Origin of the sequence: Shewanella algicola (assembly GCF_014648035.1) — a bacterium.
Classification (GTDB): domain Bacteria; phylum Pseudomonadota; class Gammaproteobacteria; order Enterobacterales; family Shewanellaceae; genus Shewanella; species Shewanella algicola.
Genome location: NZ_BMQI01000018.1, coordinates 59,654 through 80,235, shown reverse-complemented (window position 1 = coordinate 80,235; position 20,582 = coordinate 59,654). Strand labels below are relative to the sequence as shown.

The following is a 20,582-nucleotide window of genomic DNA, read 5'->3' as shown; positions in this document are numbered from 1 at the left end:
TTCAAGTATGTATAAATTTGCCCAAGGTGCCGCCCTAGTATTACTTTCACTGGCTTTAACAGCCTGTAGTAGCAGTCCTGAAGAAGATGAATTTACAAAAAAAGCATCTCCTGAACAGCTCTACACTCAAGCAAGAACATCAATGGAATTAGGTAATTACTCTAAAGCCGTGCGTTCACTTGAAGCTTTAGACTCTCGTTACCCATTTGGTCCGCACAAGACTCAAGTTCAATTAGATCTGATTTATGCGTATTACAAAATGGATGACGCTGCCTCTGGAATTGCTAACATTGATCGCTTTTTACGCCTCAATCCAACGCATCCAAATATTGATTACGTGTATTATATGCGCGGTTTAACCAATATGCAGGCAGATAATTATTTATTTCACGATTTAATGAATATCGATCGCACTGATCGCGATCCTAAAAATGCTCAAGATGCATTTAAAGATTTTGACCGCTTAATTAAATCATACCCAGATAGTAAATATGCTGCCGATGCGCAACACCGCATGCAGTTTTTGAAAAACCGTTTAGCGCAGTATTCTATTAAGGTAGCCGAGTATTATATCAAAATGAACGCCTGGAGTGCAGCAGCAATTCGTGCGCAAACGGTTATGGAGAAATTCCCAGGAACTCCTGCAACCGAACGCGCTTTAGAAATCATGTCTGAAGCATACGAAGAATTAGGCCAAGAAAAGCTACAAGCGCACATTAAAATGGTGATGCGAGCTAACTTTCCTAACAATGAAATACTCACTAACTAGAATGAGTGATCGTACATCATTGAATGAATAAAAGCGCTCTTCGGAGCGTTTTTTTATAGCTGGACAGCTACAAAACCATCTTTTTTGAATCGTTTAACCGACTTTTGGGCTTTAGCGCACAAAATGGATAAATTAACGCCGATACGGATAAAATACGTCCAAACGAATCAATTTTTGAGATAAATAGTAAAAACAAGTTGACTCAACAGGCCAAAACCCTTTAAATTGCGTCCGTCGCCCGAATAGCTCAGTCGGTAGAGCAGAGGATTGAAAATCCTCGTGTCCCTGGTTCGATTCCGGGTTCGGGCACCATATTTCCATTGGTGGCTAACGCGACTAATAAAGATTAACAAAAAGGCCTCGCATTGCGAGGCCTTTTTGTTTTCAGTAGTGATGAAGCTCAGTACATCCTTGTACTAATGCGGTTTCCCCCATCACAGCGGCTCGATGTAATCCACCATAAGCTGTACGGTTTGGTTGCCACGAAACTCATTCACATCTAGCTTATAAACGATCCTTGCTTGTTGAATCGTTGCGTCAGGCCAAATCGCTAAATCTATATTAAACGCGATACCATCGAGCATTAACGTACCACAAGGGGTTTCTAAGAGTAATTTAAGATGTTTCTCTCCAACAATACGTTGCTGGACAACCCTAAATACCCCGTCAAATAATGGCTCCTCAAACGACTGTCCCCAAGGCCCTGCATTGCGTAAAGTCAATGCGGTATCAAGACTGATTAACTCAGTAGGTAGCTCCCCATCTGAAAGCAACTCTCCGGTCAATTGCTCATACTCAAGAATATCCCGCACGGCGTTATCATAAGCGTGTTTAAACTGCTCAAATGTATCTGCTTTAAGCGATAATCCGGCCGCCATAGCATGGCCACCAAATTTAGTGATCATGCCAGGGTGTAGGCTATTAATACGCTCAAGCAAGTCACGCATATGCAAGCCTTTAATTGAACGTGCCGACCCTTTAATTTCGCCCTCACCCGCATAGGCAAACGCAATCACAGGTCGGTGGTAACGGTCTTTAATCCGTGAAGCCAAAATACCAATTACACCTTGATGCCAATCTTCTTGAAAAATGGCAATGCCCCAGGGCAAATCATCTTCATTGAGCGACAACTGCTGCAAACTTTTAAGCGCTTCTTGCTGCATACCTGTTTCAAGTTCACGACGCTCTTGATTTAAGCCGTCGAGCTCGGCAGCCATTCTTCTGGCCCGCATCATGTCATCACATAATAGCGTTTCCACCCCTAGGGCCATTTCATCTAAGCGCCCTGCGGCATTTAACCGTGGCCCAACAGCAAAGCCAAAGTCAGCAGCCACCATTTTTTCAGGGCTGCGTTTGGCCACCTCAAGTAAAGCGGTAATACCGACTCGACAACGGCCGCTTCTCACTCGCTTTAAACCCGCATTGACTAAAATACGATTATTGGCATCTAGCGACACCACATCAGCAACAGTGCCTAATGCAACAATATCCAATAAAGTGCCAAGGTTAGGCTCGTTAATGTGGTGTTGTTTATACCAATCTCGTTGGCGTAACTCAGCCCTCAAAGCTGACATTAAGTAAAAAGCCACGCCAACGCCTGCAATCGATTTACTGGCAAATTCACACGCAGGTTGATTTGGATTCACAATCACATCGGCATTGGGCAAAGATTGCCCTGGTAAATGATGGTCAGTGACTACAACTTGCATGCCTAATAACTTGGCAGCTGCGACCCCTTCAATAGATGAAATACCATTATCGACAGTAATCAATACATCTGCCGATTTAGAATAGGCAACCGCAACAATCTCAGGGCTGAGGCCATAGCCATAGTCAAAGCGATTAGGGATTAAGTAATCCACCTTGTGTGCGCCCATCATCTTTAATGCCAGCATACACACGCTGGTTGATGTCGCGCCATCGGCATCAAAGTCGCCAACGATTAATATCGACTTTTCAGCAGCCATTGCATCAGCGATTAACACTGCAGCTTCAGATAGGCCTTTCATGGTTTCAGGGCGAAGTAATTTGGTTAACACTAACTCGCAGTCTGTCTCGGTGACACCACGACGAGCGTAAAGCTGCTTTAAAAATGGTGGTAATGATGTCGGTAAGTGTGAATCATCGACTTGCGGACGACGGACTATTTTGTGTGACAAGAGACAACCTTATTCGAACAATGAGTAAACCTTTCAACTCAGGTATTAAATGATAATCAAATGACGGCTTAGTGTGTTTGACTCACTTGTATACGTGAATTGAGATGAAATAATACATAACAAAAAGGTGAGCCTGAGCTCACCTTAGATATTACGCAATAACGACTTACTTGACGACAATCAATTATAGGTTTGACTCAATCGTACGCAGTAAATCAGCTGGCGGTTGATAACCTGGTACCATAACGCCGTTTTCTAACACGATTGCAGGAGTTCCGTTTACGCCAAATGCTTGACCTAACTGAAACTGTTTCGCGATATCTATATCACAACTTGCCGATTTAACATTGCCACCCGTTTTAGCTTCTGTCATCGCTTTTAACGGATCTTTAGCACACCATACCGCTTGCATTTCATCGGCATTAGCAGAAGGTATACCGGCACGTGGATAAGCTAAATAGCGAATAGTAATGCCTAAATCGTTATAGCCCTGCATTTGGTTATGCAACTTACGACAAAATCCACAATCCACATCTGTAAAAATGGTCACAACGTGCTTTTCGTCTTTGGCTTTATAAACCAACATATCTTGCTCAAATGGCTTAAGCATTTCTAAACGAGGAGCAGCCAACGCAAGCTCAGTAAGATTCTTCATGCCCTGGTCTAAGTCATATAAATTACCATGAAATAATTTACTGCCATCTTGAGTGACATATAGTACCCCACGGTCAGTAAACACTTGGTACAAACCGTCAACAGGGGAAGGTTGGACCTGTGCAACATTAACGCCTAAAGTCTCTGTAAGTTTTTGTTTTAGAGCTGATTCATTTGACACATCCGTTGCAGTAGCTGCAGACACAATTGGCGCAATTACAAGGCTAGCAACAAGGGCAATGGCTTTAGTTAACTTCATGATAATTCCTAATTTACACGGGTTCAAAATGTATAGACCCGACTTCGTAAGCAAAACTTACAGATTTAATTAAATGAACGCAACAAATACTCAAACTCTTAAATGTAAGGATTTGATATCGATAACACTACCCTCGAGGATGATGCTGACTGTGAAGCTGTTGCAAGCGCACTTTTGCCACATGGGTGTAAATTTGGGTTGTCGATAAGTCACTGTGGCCGAGTAATAATTGTACCACACGCAAATCAGCCCCATGATTGAGTAGATGAGTCGCAAAAGCATGGCGTAAAGTATGTGGAGACAAATGACACTGGATCCCTGCTCTTGCCGCATACAACTTAATCCGATGCCAAAACGTTTGCCGTGTCATCATTTGTCCGCGTCTTGATGGAAACACCACATCAGATTGTTTCATATGTAATAATTCGCCACGAGCAAAGCGCATGTATTGCTCAACCTCGGCCACCGCTAACTCGCCCAAAGGCACTAAACGCTCTTTACCGCCTTTACCTACCACTCGCACAAGCCCCTGACGCAAGCTTATTTGCTCCATGGTTAAACTCACCAACTCAGTAACCCGCAGCCCAGTGGCATATAGCAATTCCAACATGGCTTTATCACGACATTCGATTGGGTCATCCTCATTGGGTTCAGCCAGTAAACTATCGATTTGTGCTTCAGACAATGAGTCGGGTAGTTGACGTGCTAGCTTTGGCGATTTAATTAAGGCGGTAGGATCTTCGCTAATCAGTTGCTCTACCAACAAGTAGCCATAAAAGCGTCGTAAACTACTTAATAACCGGGCGGTACTGCTTTTAGCAAACTGCTGCTCAAAACGGGCATTCAAATAATCACGCAGCAAGCCTTGATCGACACGCAATAAATCACAGCCTTGCGATAACACATAACGCTCTAAATGCTGCAAGTCAGTGCGATATGAAGCCAAGGTGTTATCACTTAATCCTTTTGTCGACCATAAATCATCCAAAAACTGGTTGATCAACGGGTTAGGCTGATATGCAGGTTTAACCAAAATAACATCTCTAATGGGGTAAAAAAAACGACGTTAGATAAAATATCATAACGTCGTCTTATTGTTTGCCTTTATTCACTTACAACGTGAATATTGGTCTCACACTCCGTTTGGCATTATGCGGTTGCAACACGGTTTTTGGGTAGAAACAAGCACACAATCGCGGTCAGTGCTGTCGGCAACAACCACGCCATGCCTTCAGCATGTAGTGGCATAAAGTCCAAGAAGCTCATGTCCATACCCGCGGTTTGCAGGCCATCAAAAATACCAAAGAATAACGCCACACTTAAAATCACTCGGTGTGAAAATGCTGGTCGAGCAAAACGCTCGGTTAAGAATGTCACTAACACTAAGGCAATCGCCACAGGGTAAATCGTCATCAATACCGGAATACTAACACTGATTAATTGCGACAATCCTACGTTAGCAACCGTGGCACAAATTATACTTAACAACACAACCAATAATTTATACGACAAACTTGGCATTAGCTCATTGAAAAACTCAGCACATGCCGTCACTAAACCAATCGCTGTCGTTAAACACGCTAGAGTTACCACGGTAGACAACATTAACATACCAATGCTGCCAAAATGATGGGTGACATAGTTTGTTAGAATTTGGCCGCCATTTTCAGCACCAATGGCAAAATCACCCGCCGATGCGCCAAGATAAAATAACGACACATAAACAAACGCTAATCCGCCTGCGGCGATAAAGGCAGCCCGCACCAAATACTTAGTTTGATCGGCTGTATCGTTAACGCCTTTTTTACGCAGCAAATCAATAATCAACATACCAAACATCAACGATGCTAGGGTATCCATGGTGTTGTAACCTTCAATAATCCCTTTCGTTAATGGGCTATTGATGTATTCACCAACCGGTTGATTAACTTCAAAACCCGGTAAAATAATCACTGAACTGGCTAAGCTGACTAATAACAAAATCAAAATAGGCGTTAACACCTTACCCACGTTATCCAGCAACTTGCCTGGGTATAAAGACAAAAACATCACAATAGAGAAAAACACTAAAGTGTAGATCAACTGAGCAATATTGAACTCTTTACCCGCTAACATCATCACAGCGTCTGGGTTGCTAATGAAGGGTCTTGCGCCAATTTCAAATGCCACTAACCCGGTTCTTGGTGCAGCAAATGCGGGGCCAATAATAATGTAAATAGCAATGGCCAATGCCGTAGCAGCAAACGCAGGTAATAGCGCCATAACTTTACCATTAGCTTTAGCAACGGCAATTAACCCAATCAATGGCATACCCACCGCGGTAATCAAAAATCCGAGCATCGCAAAAGACATATTTTCACCAGCCAACATGCCAGCAAAAGGAGGGAAAATTAAGTTCCCTGCGCCTAGAAAAAACGCAAAAGTCATAAAGCCTAACCCTAGCGTATCCGTCAAACTCATCTTGGTTGTTTGCACTACTTGCCTCTTTTTATTGTTATGTTTTTTAACAAACCTAATTGATTACGCCAAAATTAGCTACTGCTGAACTGAACGCGCCCACTTTTTGTAAAGTTAAAAATACACTTTTAAATACTAAATTCTGCTGTGAAACGACATAAAATAAACATCTAACCTGTTTTTATCAGCCACATCCTTGTCAAAATAGCTGAAGTTAGACTTTTTACTCCATTTCACTGAACTAAAACGGCCAAAACCAATACCAAACATCACTTATTGACACAAGCTTTGCTCAACAAAATAACTAAAATACCGTTTTTGTCATGCATTTCTGTCAATACTTGTGTACATAATCGCCAAGTTATCCTTTTTAGTTTAATTTTTGATAACAAAAACTCAACAATTTATCCTAGCGTCAATTAACTCACGACACGCTAGCTCAAAGCGATTATCATCAGCCGTAACATTTACATTAACCCAATCACCACAGTTTAATTATGCCTTTTACGTTTAAACAATTTCATATCGACGATGAGCAATGTGGCATGGCTGTCAGTACTGATGCCGTTATTCTCGGTGCATGGGCACAACTCACCCAATCAAGTCATATTCTTGATATTGGCGCAGGAAGCGGATTATTGAGTTTAATGGCCGCGCAGCGCAGCCTTGAGGACACAAAAATTACCGCTGTTGAATTAGACTCCGCAGCTGCTAATGCTTGTAGGCATAATATCGAGCAAAGCCCTTGGCCCAATAAAGTGCAATTATTTCATGGTGCCATTCAGGATTTTCAAAAACAATTTGATAAAAACATCGCACCTTTATTCGACCATATTATTTGCAACCCACCGTATTTCGAACAAGGGACTCAAGCTAAAAATAGTGCCCGAGCTGATGCAAGGCATACCAATACTTTATCGTTTGCAGAGTTACAAAAAGCCATCAGCCAACTGCTAGCCCCTCGAGGCAATGCCAGTATTATTTTACCGCAACAAAGTTTGGCCAGTTTTATTCAACAACTTAATGGGCACAAACTCTATGTTGCCAAGCATCTTGAAATCATTAGTGCCGAAGGAAAATCACCTAACCGCTCTATACTGGTGCTTAAACATGTCACAGACACAGCTGAACAAACTCAGTACCTGCAAATGGCGATCCGTAATAAACAATCGGGATACAGCCAAACAATGATAGATTTATGCCGCCCATTCTACTTAAAGCTTTAGCCTGCTCATTAGGTCAGCTATAATACTCAACTATTTTTCAGCGAGACCAGCGCATGCAATTTGAAGATTTCCAGCTCGACCCTAGCTTATTAGAGTCACTCAAGGCCATGGGACACAACACCCCTACCACTATTCAGCAACAAACCATTCCATTGGCCATGGATCAGCGGGATATTTTAGCGCGTGCGCCAACCGGCACCGGTAAAACAGCCAGTTTTTTACTGCCTGCTTTACAGCATCTTATCGACTTTCCTCGCCGATTTGAGGGTCAAGCACGTATTTTGGTATTAACGCCAACACGCGAACTTGCTAGCCAAATTCATCGCTATGCTTGCCACCTTGCTACCGATCTTGATCTTAATATCGCCATCATTACTGGCGGTGTGCCTTACGGCCCGCAAGAAGAAGCACTAGAAGATAATGTTGATTTATTAATCGCCACACCTGGTCGATTAATGGAATACCTAGACAAAGATAAGTTTGATGCGACTGAAGTTGAAATGTTAATCATCGATGAAGCAGACCGTATGCTTGATATGGGATTTTCATCAGTTGTGCAAACCATTGCGATTGAAGCCCAAGGTCGTAAGCAAAATATGTTATTTTCTGCAACGCTTGAAGGCAACGGGGTTAACCGTTTTGCGCGTGAGTTGTTAAACGATCCTGTCGTGGTCGATGTTGAATCACCGCGCAGCGAAAAAGCCAAAGTGCATCAGTGGATCCACCTTGCCGATGACAACGCTCATAAGTTTGCTTTGCTATGTCATATTTTGCGCCAAGAAAACGTTAAACGTGCCATTGTGTTTGTTAAAACACGTGAAATCGTTGCTAGCCTTGAAGGTTTACTGCTTAAAGCCAATATTCCATGCGCCTTTATGCGCGGCGATATGGAGCAGAAAAAACGTTTCCAGGCGTTAGGTAAGTTCTCAAAAGGCGAAGTCAATGTATTGCTAGCAACAGACGTTGCTGCCCGAGGCATTGATGTTGACGATATTACTCATGTTATCAACTTTGATATGCCACGCTCTGCTGATGCTTACGTGCACCGTATTGGTCGTACCGCCCGTGCTGGCGCAAAAGGAACGGCGATTTCGTTAGTTGAAGCACACGACATGCGTATTGTGTCTAAAATTGAACGTTATATTGAGCTGCCGCTTAAACGCCGTGTGATTGAAGAGCTTCGCCCTAAGCACAAAGAAGCAAAAGTGCCAGGCAAGAAAAAAGCCAACGCAAAAGATGCCAGAGTGAAGTCGAAAAAATACAAGAAAAAGTAATCTTTCGTACTAGGGCCTGTATATGGTCTACTCCAATAAAAAAGCGGATTATTTAATAATTCGCTTTTTTTATTGCCTAAGTGAGATATAACACAATTAACTAGACGCAATACGGCAAAAAGTGTCAAGAAATGTCAATTTCCGCGCAAAAAACACCCACCAACAAGACTATCACTAATACATTGATTAAATTGAATTAACTATGAGTTAATAAGATTTATTTTCATTTATTTGTGCCGTTTATAACGATTTATTCAGATTCAATCGCAAAATAGGCAACAAACTCAAAATTAGAAACATTTTATTTACATAAAACTATTTAGCTAAGCCCAAGACTCTGTTAATTTATAAGTTATGAGTAATAAAAATGAATCTGAATGAACAGCTTAGCCAACGTAGTTAACTGTCGTTAGTCTTATTTAAGCATGGATACGCAATAGAAATGATAAAAAAAATTCTAAGAAGACTGTCACCACTCTTTATTATCGCAGTGTTTGCTGCCGCAGCCTGGTTATTAATTAATACCCAAGAAGCCCCAGAGCAAAAAGATGAGCCCATAAACATTCCTATTGTCGATGTACAAACCGTGACGCCACAAACCTTGTCACTGAACTTACCGTCATATGGTGTGGTTAATCCCAAATACAAAACGCAATTAGTCACCGAAGTTCAAGGGCGTATGCTAAGTATTTCAGCAAACTTTGTTGCCGGTGGCGTGGTCAAAAAAGGCGAGCAATTGGCCATCATTGAACCCTCAGATTATGAAGCCGATTTAATCCAGGCTGAAGCGACACTAGCACAAGCAACCGCGGCTCTCAACGAAGAAAAAGCCCGTGGAGAAGTCGCAAAAGTAGAATTTAAAGATTTTACCCAAGGCTTACCACCAGAACTTGGGTTACGTATTCCGCAATTGAAAAAAGAGCAAGCAAACGTCAAGTATGCCCAGGCGGCATTAGCACGAGCCCAACGTAATTTAGAGCGTACTGTTATCCGTGCACCTTTTGACGGCATCATTAAAGCACGCAATGTCGATTTAGGCCAATATGTCACACTGGGCACTAATCTAGGCGAACTTTACGATACCAGTATTGCTGAAATTAGATTACCACTCACCAACGAAGAACTCGCCTACCTTGAGTCAGTTGAAAACCCAGACACCAGCGTCACACTCACAGCTCAACTTGCCGGTAAACCAGTCACCTGGCAAGGCACTATTGTGCGCAGCGAAAACGTGATTGATGAACAAACCCGCATGGTGTATTTGGTGGCCGAAATTCGCGACCCTTATCTTCGTAACACCAAAATCTCTGGCCAATTACCGCTTAAATACGGCAGCTTTGTTAACGCAGTAATCACTGGTCGCACCGTTAATGATATTGTCACATTGCCTCGCCATGTTGTCCGTAATGGCCAGGTGGCAGTGGTAAATCAAGACAACATCATCGAAATGCGCCAGGTCAATATTATCCGCTCCGACGTTGATACGCTTTATATCAAAGGCAGTTTTAAAGCCAACGAACGCGTGTCAACCACCAGTGTCAACAGCTTAAGCTCAGGGCAAACAGTCAAAATACTGGGAGAAGAATCCAGCAACACTGACACCCCCCCTGAAGCCGCTACGACGGCAGGTGAATAATCATGGATACCAATAAAGGAATTATTGCCTGGTTTGCCCGCAACAGTGTCGCGGCAAACTTACTCATGGCAGCACTGCTTATCGGCGGTTTATTTAGTACGTTTATCATTAATAAAGAAGTGTTTCCGACTTTTGAATTAAACCTAATTAATATCAATGTGGCCTATCCAGGTGCTGCGCCACAAGAAATTGAAGAAGGGATTAACATAAAAATCGAAGAAGCCATTCAAGACATCAGCGGCATTGACAAAGTCACCTCTGTTGCCAGTGACAGCGTTGGCTCTGTGACCATTGAAGTTGAAGACGGCTACGATGTTCAGCAAGTGCTCGACGAAGCAAAATTGCGGGTCGATGCGATTGCCACCTTCCCGGACAACATCGAAAAACCCAATATTTATCAAATAAAACCAGAAAATAGTGTGATTTGGGTGTCTGTCTATGGAGACATGAATCTACATGACATGAAAGAAATGGCTAAAGCCATTCGTGATGACATTACCGATCTACCTGCGGTCACACGTGCAACAGTCAATGGGGTGCGCGATTACGAAATTGGCATTGAATTGTCTGAAGATAAGCTGCGTGAATATGGCATCACCTTTACCCAAGTTGCGCTAGCCGTTCAAAACTCATCTATCGACTTACCCGGTGGGTCGATCCGCGCCAAAGATGGCGATATTTTATTGCGCACCAAAGGCCAGGCCTACAATGCCGATGACTTTGCCAAAATAGTGGTCACAACTCGGGCAGACGGTAGCCGTATTATGTTGCCACAAGTTGCGACCATTAATGATGACTTTGAAGAACGTTTAGAGTACACCCGCTTTAATGGCAAGCCGGCAGCGGTGATAGAAATAGCCAGTATTGATGACCAAAATGCTTTAGATATCGCCTCTCAAGTTAAAGACTATGTCGCCGAACGCAAGCTCACCTTACCAAGTAATATTGAACTGGATACCTGGGGCGACTTAACCCACTACCTGCAAGGCCGTTTAAACATGATGTTGTCGAACATGTTTTATGGCGCGCTGTTGGTATTTGTTATTTTGGCCTTATTTTTAGACCTTAAACTCGCATTTTGGGTCATGCTGGGGCTACCAGTGTGCTTTTTAGGCACCATGCTATTAATGCCTATTGAGCCTTTCAATATGTCTATCAACATGTTGACCTTATTCGCCTTTATCCTGGTACTGGGGATAGTGGTCGACGATGCCATTGTCATCGGCGAAAGTGCTTACACTGAGCTGGAAGAAAATGGCCACTCGTTAAACAATGTGATTAAAGGGGTACAAAATGTGGCAATGCCAGCCACCTTTGGGGTATTGACCACCATTGCCGCGTTTATTCCCATGATTATGGTATCGGGTCCCATGGGGGTTATTTGGAAATCCATCGGCATGGTGGTGATTTTATGTTTAGCATTTTCGTTAGTGGAATCAAAATTGATTTTACCCGCGCATTTAGCCCACATGAAAATTAAAAAGCGGACTGCCCCGACCCACTTATTTTCGAGAATAAAATTTGGATTAAACGAATGGCTACAGCACTTTATCCACAACAAATATCGTCATTTTTTAGAGCGTTGCATTAAAGTACGTTACAGCGTAGTCGCTGTGTTTATTGGAGTATTAATTTTATCGCTGGCGCTAGTGCAAAGTGGCAAAGTGCGTTGGGTATTTTTCCCTGATATTCCGTCAGACTTTATTCAAGTTCAACTTGAAATGGAAGAAGGCAGTTCAGAAGAAAACACCTTAAAAGTGCTACAACAAGTTGAAGATGCGTTATACAAAATGAACGCCAAACTTGAAGACCAATACGGTTATCCAATGGTAAAACACAGCTACATTGAGCTCAGTTCACGCAGCAGCGCCTTTGTCTTTACCGAGTTAACAAAAGGTGAAGACCGCGAAGTCGACGGCGTTGCCATTGCAGAAGAATGGCGTAAGCAGTTGCCTGAACTGTTATCGGTTAAAAAATTAAATATCAATGCCAGCACTAACGATGCCGGCGGAGATTTATCGTTCCGCTTAACCTCTAGTGACTTAGCCCAGCTGTCTGAGGCATCCAAAGCGCTTAAATCAAAATTAGCGACTTACGAAGGCGTGTTTGATATTACCGACAACTTCTCATCAGGCTCACATGAGATACGTTTAAACATCCGCCCAGAGGCTGAAGCACAAGGGCTAACACTGTCAGACTTAGCGCGCCAGGTACGTTATGGCTTTTATGGTTATGAAGCACAACGTATTTTACGCAATAAAGAAGAAGTTAAAGTGATGGTGCGTTATCCGCTTGAGCAGCGCCGCACTGTGGGCGACCTTGAAAACATGCTAATCCGCACACCTGCAGGTGTTGCGGTACCGTTTTCAACCGTGGCAGAAATCGAGCTAGGTGAGTCTTACGCCTCGATTACTCGTGTTGATGGCCGCAGAGCAATTACCATTAGCGCCAATGTGAATAAAAACAATGTTGAGCCGTCAAAAGTGGTGGCAGAAATTCAACAAGACTTTTTACCTGAACTAACCGCGCAGTACCCTAAAGTAGCCTCTGCTTTAGATGGCGGCAGCTTAGACGAGCAAAATGCAATGCTAGGCTTGGCGCAAGGCTTTTTCTTTGCCATGTTCACCATCTACGCTTTAATGGCCATTCCGCTTAAGTCTTACACCCAGCCATTAATCATTATGTCGGTGATTCCATTTGGTATGATTGGCGCCTTATTTGGTCACTTTATTCTTGGCTTATCAATGAGTATCTTGAGTTTATGCGGCATTGTGGCGTTAGCCGGGGTCGTGGTAAACGACTCACTGATTTTAGTCGACTTTGTTAACCGCGCCCGCGAGCAAGGCAAGTCGTTAATGCAATCGGCCATTGACTCGGGCTGTTACCGATTTAGAGCGATTATTTTAACCTCGTTAACCACCTTTGTTGGCTTAGTACCGATTATTATGGAGCGCAGTTTACAGGCTAAAATTGTTATCCCAATGGCTACATCGCTCGCGTTTGGTATTTTATTCTCAACTGTGGTCACCCTGATTTTAGTGCCGATTTTGTACATTATTTTAGATGATATAAAACGTGTATTAAGACGATTCTTCATCTGGTGGTGGCAACCTAAAACGACTGCAGAGCCATTAGATTCAATAGAACATCATTAACTTATTTTGAGTTAGTGAGTTAATAAAGCAGAGCAATATTCACTCTGCTTTTTTTATGCTTTATGCGAGCCAAACAACAAAGCCGCTGCAGTTATTTCGCTACAATATGTCAATGTTAATCTAATCATCGCAATCATTATGAGTACAACAAAACCCACATTAATTTACGATATCGGTAATCACCGCTATCTCAATATTACTGCTAGATGTACTTTACGTTGTCAATTTTGCCCCAAACACAATGGTTCAAAACAGGTGCATGAATACGACTTATCATTAAGTAAGCCCATCACAGCAGAAGATATCATTCCGTTACTTGGCGATGTCACACAAATTGAAGAGTACGTATTTTGTGGCTTTGGCGAATCAACATTGAACTTGAGCTGTTTATTGCAAGTCGCAAAAGAAATTAAAGCCCGGGGCGGTAAAGTCAGAGTCAATACAGATGGATTAGGAAATCATTTTCATCGTCGCAATATCCTACCTGAGCTAAGCCAGTGTGTAGACAGTTTATCGATTTCACTCAACGCCGACACCCCAGAAGGTTATTTGCAGCACTGCCAACCTAAGCTGGCGAACTCGTACGAAGCGCTGCTTAAGTTTATTGAGTTAGCTCCACAATATATTTCGCAAGTGCAGGTCACAGCCATAAATGGTTTAGACAACGTTAATATTGAGCGTTGCCGCGCTATCGCTGAACAATACGGTACGCAATTTAAGCAACGAGAATTAGATAAGATTGGCTAAACTAGACATTCTTCCTAGCGCACCTTCATGCTAATATTGCTGACAAGTGAATGCTAAAAAAGTAACTCAATGTTTAAACGCAAAGTAGTAAGCTCTTCTAATCCGTTATTAATTTCATCACAAGCAGCACGATGGTCACAGCAGCATATTTTATCGCTACTCAGCCAATTAATTATCTTGCTCATTGCGGTGTTTATTATCACCAACATGGTTGTAAATTTAGGCGAACGTCGTTTGCAAGAAGACTGGGCAGATCAACGCTACAGTGAGCTACAAACTGTCGCCTCGTTGGCGTCGGATAAAGTCGCGTTTCTACAATTTAGAACTCAAACTTTTGCTAAAGCTGAGTTACTTAGACAATATTTGCAACAGCCTTCAAAAGCGCAACAACGTAAAGTCACCGACAGCTGGAGTTCACTCACACAGAACATTCCTGAGCTGCTAGGGTTGTCTCTGTACGACCCGCAAGGAGATTTACGATTTTCAACCACTGACAGCTTTGACAACATGCAACTGCCTGCCGCGCTGTTAGGTTCTGGCCGCAATATGGGTGGCAGCGACATTTACACGTCACCAATGTCATTCACACCAATAGATGGCCGGCTTGAACCTTACTTTTATCAATTGTCTTGGATAGAAAACCCCGACCAAAGCGTTAAAGGTTATTTAGTCACTTATAACTCCATCACCAAATTACTTGAGTCAATCAAGCCGGCATTTTTTAATCAAAACTCGCCTATGTTATTACTCGACACTCAAGGCTTTTTATATGCTGGAGCAAATCAACCTGAACCTTTAAGCAATATGCCAGACTCCTTAGGGTCAAGTCTCAAGCAAACCTATCCCGATTTGTGGAAAGACATGGCAATGAATAATTTTGGCCAGTTTTATAGTAACGATGCCACATTTGTTTATTTAAAAGTTGAGCTCACCAGCCAATACGAAACCAAGAGAGAATACTTTTTATTATCGTATATCCGTCACGATGATATTGCCGCCCGTTACCTAGAATGGCGCATGGTGATTTTAATTGCTGGAGTGTTAATAGCGCTACTGGCATCGGCCTTAATTGTATTACGACACCTGTTTGTGCTTGAGCGCCGAGCTAAACTCAATAGTTTACAGTTAAGCCATGGGCTGTTTAACAGTGAGATAAGCTGTCTAATAGTTAATGATAGTGGCCGAATAAGCAGTGCAAATACTAAGGCAGCAAAAGCGCTAGCCTTGTCGGTTGACACGTTAACAGACCGTAATTTCCAGCGCGTATTACAGCTCGACAACGATCGATTTGAGCAAATAAAAGAAGCGTTAGCGCATCACCAACAATGGCGTGGCGAAGTGAGTATTGAAAGTGTTAATAGCACTTTACAAACCCACATAAGAAGGGAGCTGTGCCCCAATAGCAAAGAGTCTTATTGGCTGGTTACCTTTGAAGATATAACTATTTTATATGACAGCCAACGCCAAGCCTATTTGTATCAACTGTTGAGTGACAGTGCTGTCGCCACAGCATTAACCGATTCGAGCGGCAAGTTGATTAAATGTAATAGTCAGTTCGATCACCTCATGGTACTCAATGGGGAAACCGATATCCCTATAACCGATTTATTGGGGAGTGAGCTTAAAAACCAGTGGCAAAATATTTGTGCCCAAATTAGCTTACAAGGTGAATGGACAGCGCAAATCATGCCGTTTACGCAAAGCCGTTATAACCAATGTCTAAAAACGACTTTGGCCGGGCAACTTACATTTGATGGTGATATTGAATACTTAATTTGTACCTTTGAAGAAACAGTCCCCACGGTAGCCGTACACAATAGCAGTAACGTATTTGGCCATAGTAGCGCCATTGTTTTGCGACTAACCGAACTTGAGCATCACTTCAATAATCTCAATGAGCAAACCAAAATTCAATCGAGCTTGTTAGTAATGGACATTAACCCAGAAGGCATTTTCAGTAGTATGGGCAACATGAGTCAATTAGAAAAACGCCAAAAAGACATTGAATTACAATTGTTAATCGAATTACCACTTAACTATCAAATAGCCCAGTGGCAACTCGGTAAGTTAGTGATCTTATTGCCAGAGACCAATGCCACTAGTGCACATCAATACGCAATGAATGTAATGCACTGTTTAGCTGAAAACCAGTTGGCTGAAGGGATTAACATTGGTATTGCAGGGTATATGTCTCCGCAAAGTTTAGAGCAATACCTGGCTAATGCTGAAATTGCTCTAAAGCGGGCTAAGCAATCGGTTGACCAAAATATTTGCCAAGCGTTTACTCGCCCAACCTATGCCGACCACCTCAATTAACAATAAGCCGAACCTTGGCTTATTGTTAATTGGGTCAGGGTTCTACTTGGTGGTGATCAACTACCAGGGTCTCTTCGTGTAAGTTACTGTCAGCTTCAGACGTAAAAGGTTGAATGTTATCAGGCAATTTACTTTCGGTAATTTCAACAATACTTGAGCGATTCATCGTGACTTTGAAACGAGCATACTCTGGCTGTTGCTTACCATCCCGTAACACTGCAACAAGATTCACTTGATAGCGACGCTCAACGGATTCATTACTGATATTACCGTCAGACTCTTTATATATTTTGGCTTTACCGCGTTCTAAATGACGAGCAAACGGTACTAAGCTAAAGTTAACTTGTTCTTGAATTTCAGAATATCCGGCCTCAAATGGTTTATTCGCCACTTTAGTGGCAATACGATAATGCAACACTGTCGAGTCGACTTTGTTTTGGCTATTTCGGTGCTTCATGATTTCAGACACAGTATCTGGAATGTCTTGCGAGCGCATAAACTCAAGCCAAACTAGCTGCTTAGCAACAATAGCTTGAGTACTGGTGTCGCGCAAAATACGGCTCCAACGTGGACGACCGCGTTGAATAAAACGCCACATGGCATTGCGAAAATCTTCTTTAAAGATTTCCCTAAACCCGTAAATTACTGCAAGCGTAAGGACTAGGGTTAAGGTTAAGCCATTAAAAAAGCCCTGGGCTTTAATAATTAACGCCGACACGACTAACATCACCAAACCGGTTGCAAGGCCTGTTACAAACTTCTTTAACCCTATGCCAAGTGGTTTTAACTCTTCTTTTAATACCACGCCTTGCTGGATAAGACGTCGCAGCAACAGCATTTTATTCGATATCCGATTGGCATCTTGTTGGGTTTGCATCGAATTGTATTTACACACTTGTTCGCGATAATAGTTTTCGCTACGACATAAATCCAAAGCCTTATCTTTCACTTCGCTAAAGTCTGAACTACGAGGCGAATGAGCTAATATTTTAAGTAATTGCTGCTCACAAAACCACGAAAGGTAATTATCTGCGTGTTCAAAATATGATTTCCATTTGGGATCGCTCGGTTCATTACGACGAAACTTTTTGAGTAATTGAACCACCACATCACACAGCTCGTCTAATGCCAGATAGAACTCACTGGCATCACTTTTTTGGCGCAGTTCTTTACCGTCAGTTTCGATAGCGACAGCAAATTGATAGGCAAATAAATTAAGGTATAAACGAAACTCTTCCATAGTCCGCTTGTTTAAACTAATAAAACGAGACTGAACGAGCGGCAGGTGTAAACCTTTGGAGTAATATGAACGACGGCCTAAAATACCACTATGATAATATTCTTCTTCATCGAGAGTGTGTGAACCGATCCCCATCTCTGTAGGCAAATAGAAGTACAAATCAAATGTACGCTGATCCCCGGGAGCCATTTGATGGCTAAATTTGATTGATAACGCTTCTTCTTGTTTTACTTTAACTTTTGCCACTGTTTTAAATTACATACCATTTAAAGTTTCATCGATGTTATCGATATTAACCTAAAGATGAATTTATTCAATGTGGCTGAGGCAGAACTGCCGGCATTATCTCACAAGACCATATGCTATTACTGGGTATAAACGTTAAGGTTGCCCTCGATTGCTCATCATCAACATTGAAGACTTGCACCTGCAGTGGTAATGACTCACCATCAATGAACTGTGCTTCACCTACGGCTAACTCATTCAACAAATATCTAAGTAACATACTACCATCATTCAATTTTTTGTTTTTTAGTTGCATTTGTAATTGGTAATTTAAGGCGCCGAAATCGACCTTAACCACATCTCCTTGTAGCAAAATTAACTCCGCTGGCGATGATTCATTATCCAAATCGTAACGCAAAGCAGCATGTTGATATTCAAGTGTGAAGGTTAACAATAATTCACTGACTGCTGAGGGGGTGAGCTGGGGGGGTTGCGAGTCAAAATAGCCATCGGCACGGCAAGACAAATGCCATTGTTGATGCGAAGGAACCAAACGTTCAAGCTCATGAGTGAAGGCAAATAAGACAAACACCCACGTCAATACAAACAATAATTTGCCTCGCTTTGATTGCAATAATCGCCGTGCTCTTTTTCGCCACTTAAGTCCTATTCTGTTAACCACAAATAAGTACCTTATGCAGCCATTCTTGAGTGATAAATGGCGAATGCATATCATCTACGGCTAATTTAATGTTTTTAAACTGTAAAGATTGCGTTTCCGATTGGCTCAAAATAAAGCTCACATAATGACGATCAGTAGAAATCGCCGCGCTAATTGAGTCCCAACGAACCTCTTGACACTGTTTTAATTGAGTTGATAAACAATCTGCATGCAAAATAGCATCTTGTGGAGATTGATTATCAAATACTGATAATTGCACCACTTGACCATTTATTGTGAGCACTTGCCTGATGACATCTGCTTTAGAAAATAACGGCGGATTAAGATTCGACAATACAAACAGTAGCACAGCCAACAATGCCACGATAATAATCCCATACTGTCCCCAGCTCAGTAGCCGGTTAGGTAAGTCGAGTATTCGGGTATGTTTCCCTTGAGAGGCGGGATAAAGAATAACACCTTGCTCTGGGATATACTCTACAAGGTTAGAATGCTTGGCACATAAATAATCAATAACATGATAAATAATGCCGACGAGTTCATTATGAGGTAATTGGTGGGCACCGCTATCAAGCACTACGGTTTCGAGCATTGTTAACGGCACAACTTGACCCCGATGCTGAACTAATTGTTCGAGCACCCAATATTCATGATCGTTCAAATGCCACTGAGTCGATTTTACCTGATCAGTTAACAAACGTCGCTCTTTGTCAAACCAACAACATCCTATTTGCATGGTACTGTCTCAGCGTCGCTACTGATAAAAAAAGTATACTCCTAAATCAATGCTAATTTGAATAAATGCTATTAAAACAAATAATAAGATTGTTATTACGTGAACCGCCCCCCGAATATGACGGTTTTATGAGCTATGTATCACTGGGGGATAACAAAGCGAATAATGCCAACAACCTCCATGCTCTACGTTATGTCTGCAGGTAAAAATCCGCAATGACATCGCCCAACGTCCATACTCGCTCGAAACGCGGACATAAAAAAAGCTGGCTAAGCCAGCTTTTTCTCGATGACATTGGCTTAAAATGAATAAAGCAATGTCATGTTGGTTTCAGTATCAGTGCTTTTCTTGTCATCAAGCGGATCACTGTTATAACGAACAATGACAGCAAACTTCATCGCTAATGCGCCAATAATGTTCGCCGTTAACGAGGTTTCAGAGCGTCCATCTAATTTTTCACCCCAGTCAGCAACAAATTTTTGCTGAAACTTCGATGACTCACCGACTTTAGTTTGAAAGTCGACCACGGCGTGAAGCACGATACTGTCATCACTGTCATAACCTTCGGCTAGTGAAGTTTCATCGTCAAGCTGCTGATAAATATAACCAGGACCAGCCTCAGCTTTTAAAGACATTCTTTCTGTATCAATAAAGCGATAACCGTAACCCGCTGAGGTTGTAGAGGTAAAGTCGTAACCGGTGAATGGATCAACTTCATAGTTTGTGTTAGCAAACGCATAGCTAACATCATTTATTTGATAATCACCTTGTACGCCAAAAAAGTAACGTTTTGCGGTGACTTCTTCGGTATCTTCTTTATATAATCCTTCTAACACATACTGGTTTTCCCAGTTGCCTAGCTCTTGCTTTAAAGCTAAACGTGCTTTTAATGAAGAAGTATCAGTGTTACCAGTGGTTAATGTCGCACCTAATTCTGCTTCACCAGCAAAAGTGGCATCGCCTTCAACAAAATCACTTCCAGCGTGTGCTGCAAATGGCATGGTCAGTGTAATAGCTGCGGTAAGTAGCAGTTTATTCATGTCATTA

At 42.2% G+C, this 20,582-nt stretch carries 15 protein-coding genes and 1 tRNA gene; 8 read left to right on the top strand and 8 right to left on the bottom strand.

Translation table 11 applies throughout. The annotated features are described in order from the left end of the window. Positions 1-7 precede the first annotated feature (7 nt). Positions 8-769, top strand: coding sequence for an outer membrane protein assembly factor BamD (locus IEY42_RS09765; protein WP_188925063.1), 762 nt, complete (start codon positions 8-10; stop codon positions 767-769). 236 nt (positions 770-1,005) lie between these two features. Next, positions 1,006-1,081 (top strand) — tRNA-Phe (locus IEY42_RS09760). A 122-nt stretch (positions 1,082-1,203) separates the two neighbouring features. On the opposite strand, the gene recJ is transcribed toward IEY42_RS09760, so the two are convergent. The 4 genes from recJ to brnQ form a co-directional block, all read right to left on the bottom strand. Then, on the bottom strand, positions 1,204-2,928 hold the full coding sequence (gene recJ / locus IEY42_RS09755) for a single-stranded-DNA-specific exonuclease RecJ (RefSeq protein ID WP_188925062.1): 1,725 nt from the start codon (positions 2,926-2,928) through the stop codon (positions 1,204-1,206). Positions 2,929-3,112: 184 nt separating this feature from the next. Then, a complete protein-coding gene (gene dsbC / locus IEY42_RS09750) occupies positions 3,113-3,841 on the bottom strand; it encodes a bifunctional protein-disulfide isomerase/oxidoreductase DsbC (RefSeq protein WP_188925061.1) in 729 nt (242 codons plus the stop codon). A 127-nt stretch (positions 3,842-3,968) separates the two neighbouring features. Next, complete coding sequence (gene xerD, locus IEY42_RS09745) at positions 3,969-4,874, bottom strand: site-specific tyrosine recombinase XerD (protein ID WP_188925060.1); 906 nt, start codon at positions 4,872-4,874, stop codon at positions 3,969-3,971. 116 nt (positions 4,875-4,990) lie between these two features. Then, the gene (gene brnQ / locus IEY42_RS09740; RefSeq protein WP_188925069.1) at positions 4,991-6,301 is read right to left on the bottom strand and encodes a branched-chain amino acid transport system II carrier protein; all 1,311 of its coding nucleotides are present in this window, start codon (positions 6,299-6,301) and stop codon (positions 4,991-4,993) included. 494 nt (positions 6,302-6,795) lie between these two features. Here brnQ and IEY42_RS09735 point away from each other — a divergent pair, with 494 nt between their 5' ends. The 6 genes from IEY42_RS09735 to IEY42_RS09710 all read left to right on the top strand — a co-directional run bounded on the left by IEY42_RS09735 (position 6,796) and on the right by IEY42_RS09710 (position 16,652). Next, complete coding sequence (locus tag IEY42_RS09735) at positions 6,796-7,524, top strand: tRNA1(Val) (adenine(37)-N6)-methyltransferase (RefSeq protein ID WP_188925059.1); 729 nt, start codon at positions 6,796-6,798, stop codon at positions 7,522-7,524. A 53-nt stretch (positions 7,525-7,577) separates the two neighbouring features. Then, positions 7,578-8,798, top strand: coding sequence for an ATP-dependent RNA helicase SrmB (srmB, locus tag IEY42_RS09730; RefSeq protein WP_188925058.1), 1,221 nt, complete (start codon positions 7,578-7,580; stop codon positions 8,796-8,798). Between the two features lie 442 nt (positions 8,799-9,240). Next, complete coding sequence (locus IEY42_RS09725) at positions 9,241-10,434, top strand: efflux RND transporter periplasmic adaptor subunit (RefSeq protein ID WP_188925057.1); 1,194 nt, start codon at positions 9,241-9,243, stop codon at positions 10,432-10,434. A 2-nt stretch (positions 10,435-10,436) separates the two neighbouring features. Further along, entirely contained in the window at positions 10,437-13,589 is a 3,153-nt protein-coding gene (locus IEY42_RS09720; RefSeq protein WP_188925056.1) for an efflux RND transporter permease subunit, read from the top strand. Between the two features lie 138 nt (positions 13,590-13,727). Next, positions 13,728-14,336, top strand: a complete 609-nt coding sequence (locus IEY42_RS09715) for a TatD family nuclease-associated radical SAM protein (protein ID WP_188925055.1) — start codon at positions 13,728-13,730, stop codon at positions 14,334-14,336. Positions 14,337-14,405: 69 nt separating this feature from the next. After that, on the top strand, positions 14,406-16,652 hold the full coding sequence (locus tag IEY42_RS09710; protein WP_188925054.1) for a PAS domain-containing protein: 2,247 nt from the start codon (positions 14,406-14,408) through the stop codon (positions 16,650-16,652). A gap of 34 nt (positions 16,653-16,686) precedes the next feature. On the opposite strand, the gene IEY42_RS09705 is transcribed toward IEY42_RS09710, so the two are convergent. From IEY42_RS09705 to IEY42_RS09690, 4 genes are all read right to left on the bottom strand, one after another. Continuing rightward, on the bottom strand, positions 16,687-18,138 hold the full coding sequence (locus IEY42_RS09705; protein ID WP_229779997.1) for a hypothetical protein: 1,452 nt from the start codon (positions 18,136-18,138) through the stop codon (positions 16,687-16,689). 67 nt (positions 18,139-18,205) lie between these two features. Then, positions 18,206-18,751, bottom strand: a complete 546-nt coding sequence (locus IEY42_RS09700; RefSeq protein WP_188925053.1) for a hypothetical protein — start codon at positions 18,749-18,751, stop codon at positions 18,206-18,208. A gap of 40 nt (positions 18,752-18,791) precedes the next feature. Then, complete coding sequence (locus IEY42_RS09695; RefSeq protein ID WP_188925052.1) at positions 18,792-19,496, bottom strand: hypothetical protein; 705 nt, start codon at positions 19,494-19,496, stop codon at positions 18,792-18,794. A 338-nt stretch (positions 19,497-19,834) separates the two neighbouring features. Further along, positions 19,835-20,575, bottom strand: a complete 741-nt coding sequence (locus tag IEY42_RS09690; protein WP_188925051.1) for a DUF481 domain-containing protein — start codon at positions 20,573-20,575, stop codon at positions 19,835-19,837. Positions 20,576-20,582 lie beyond the last annotated feature (7 nt).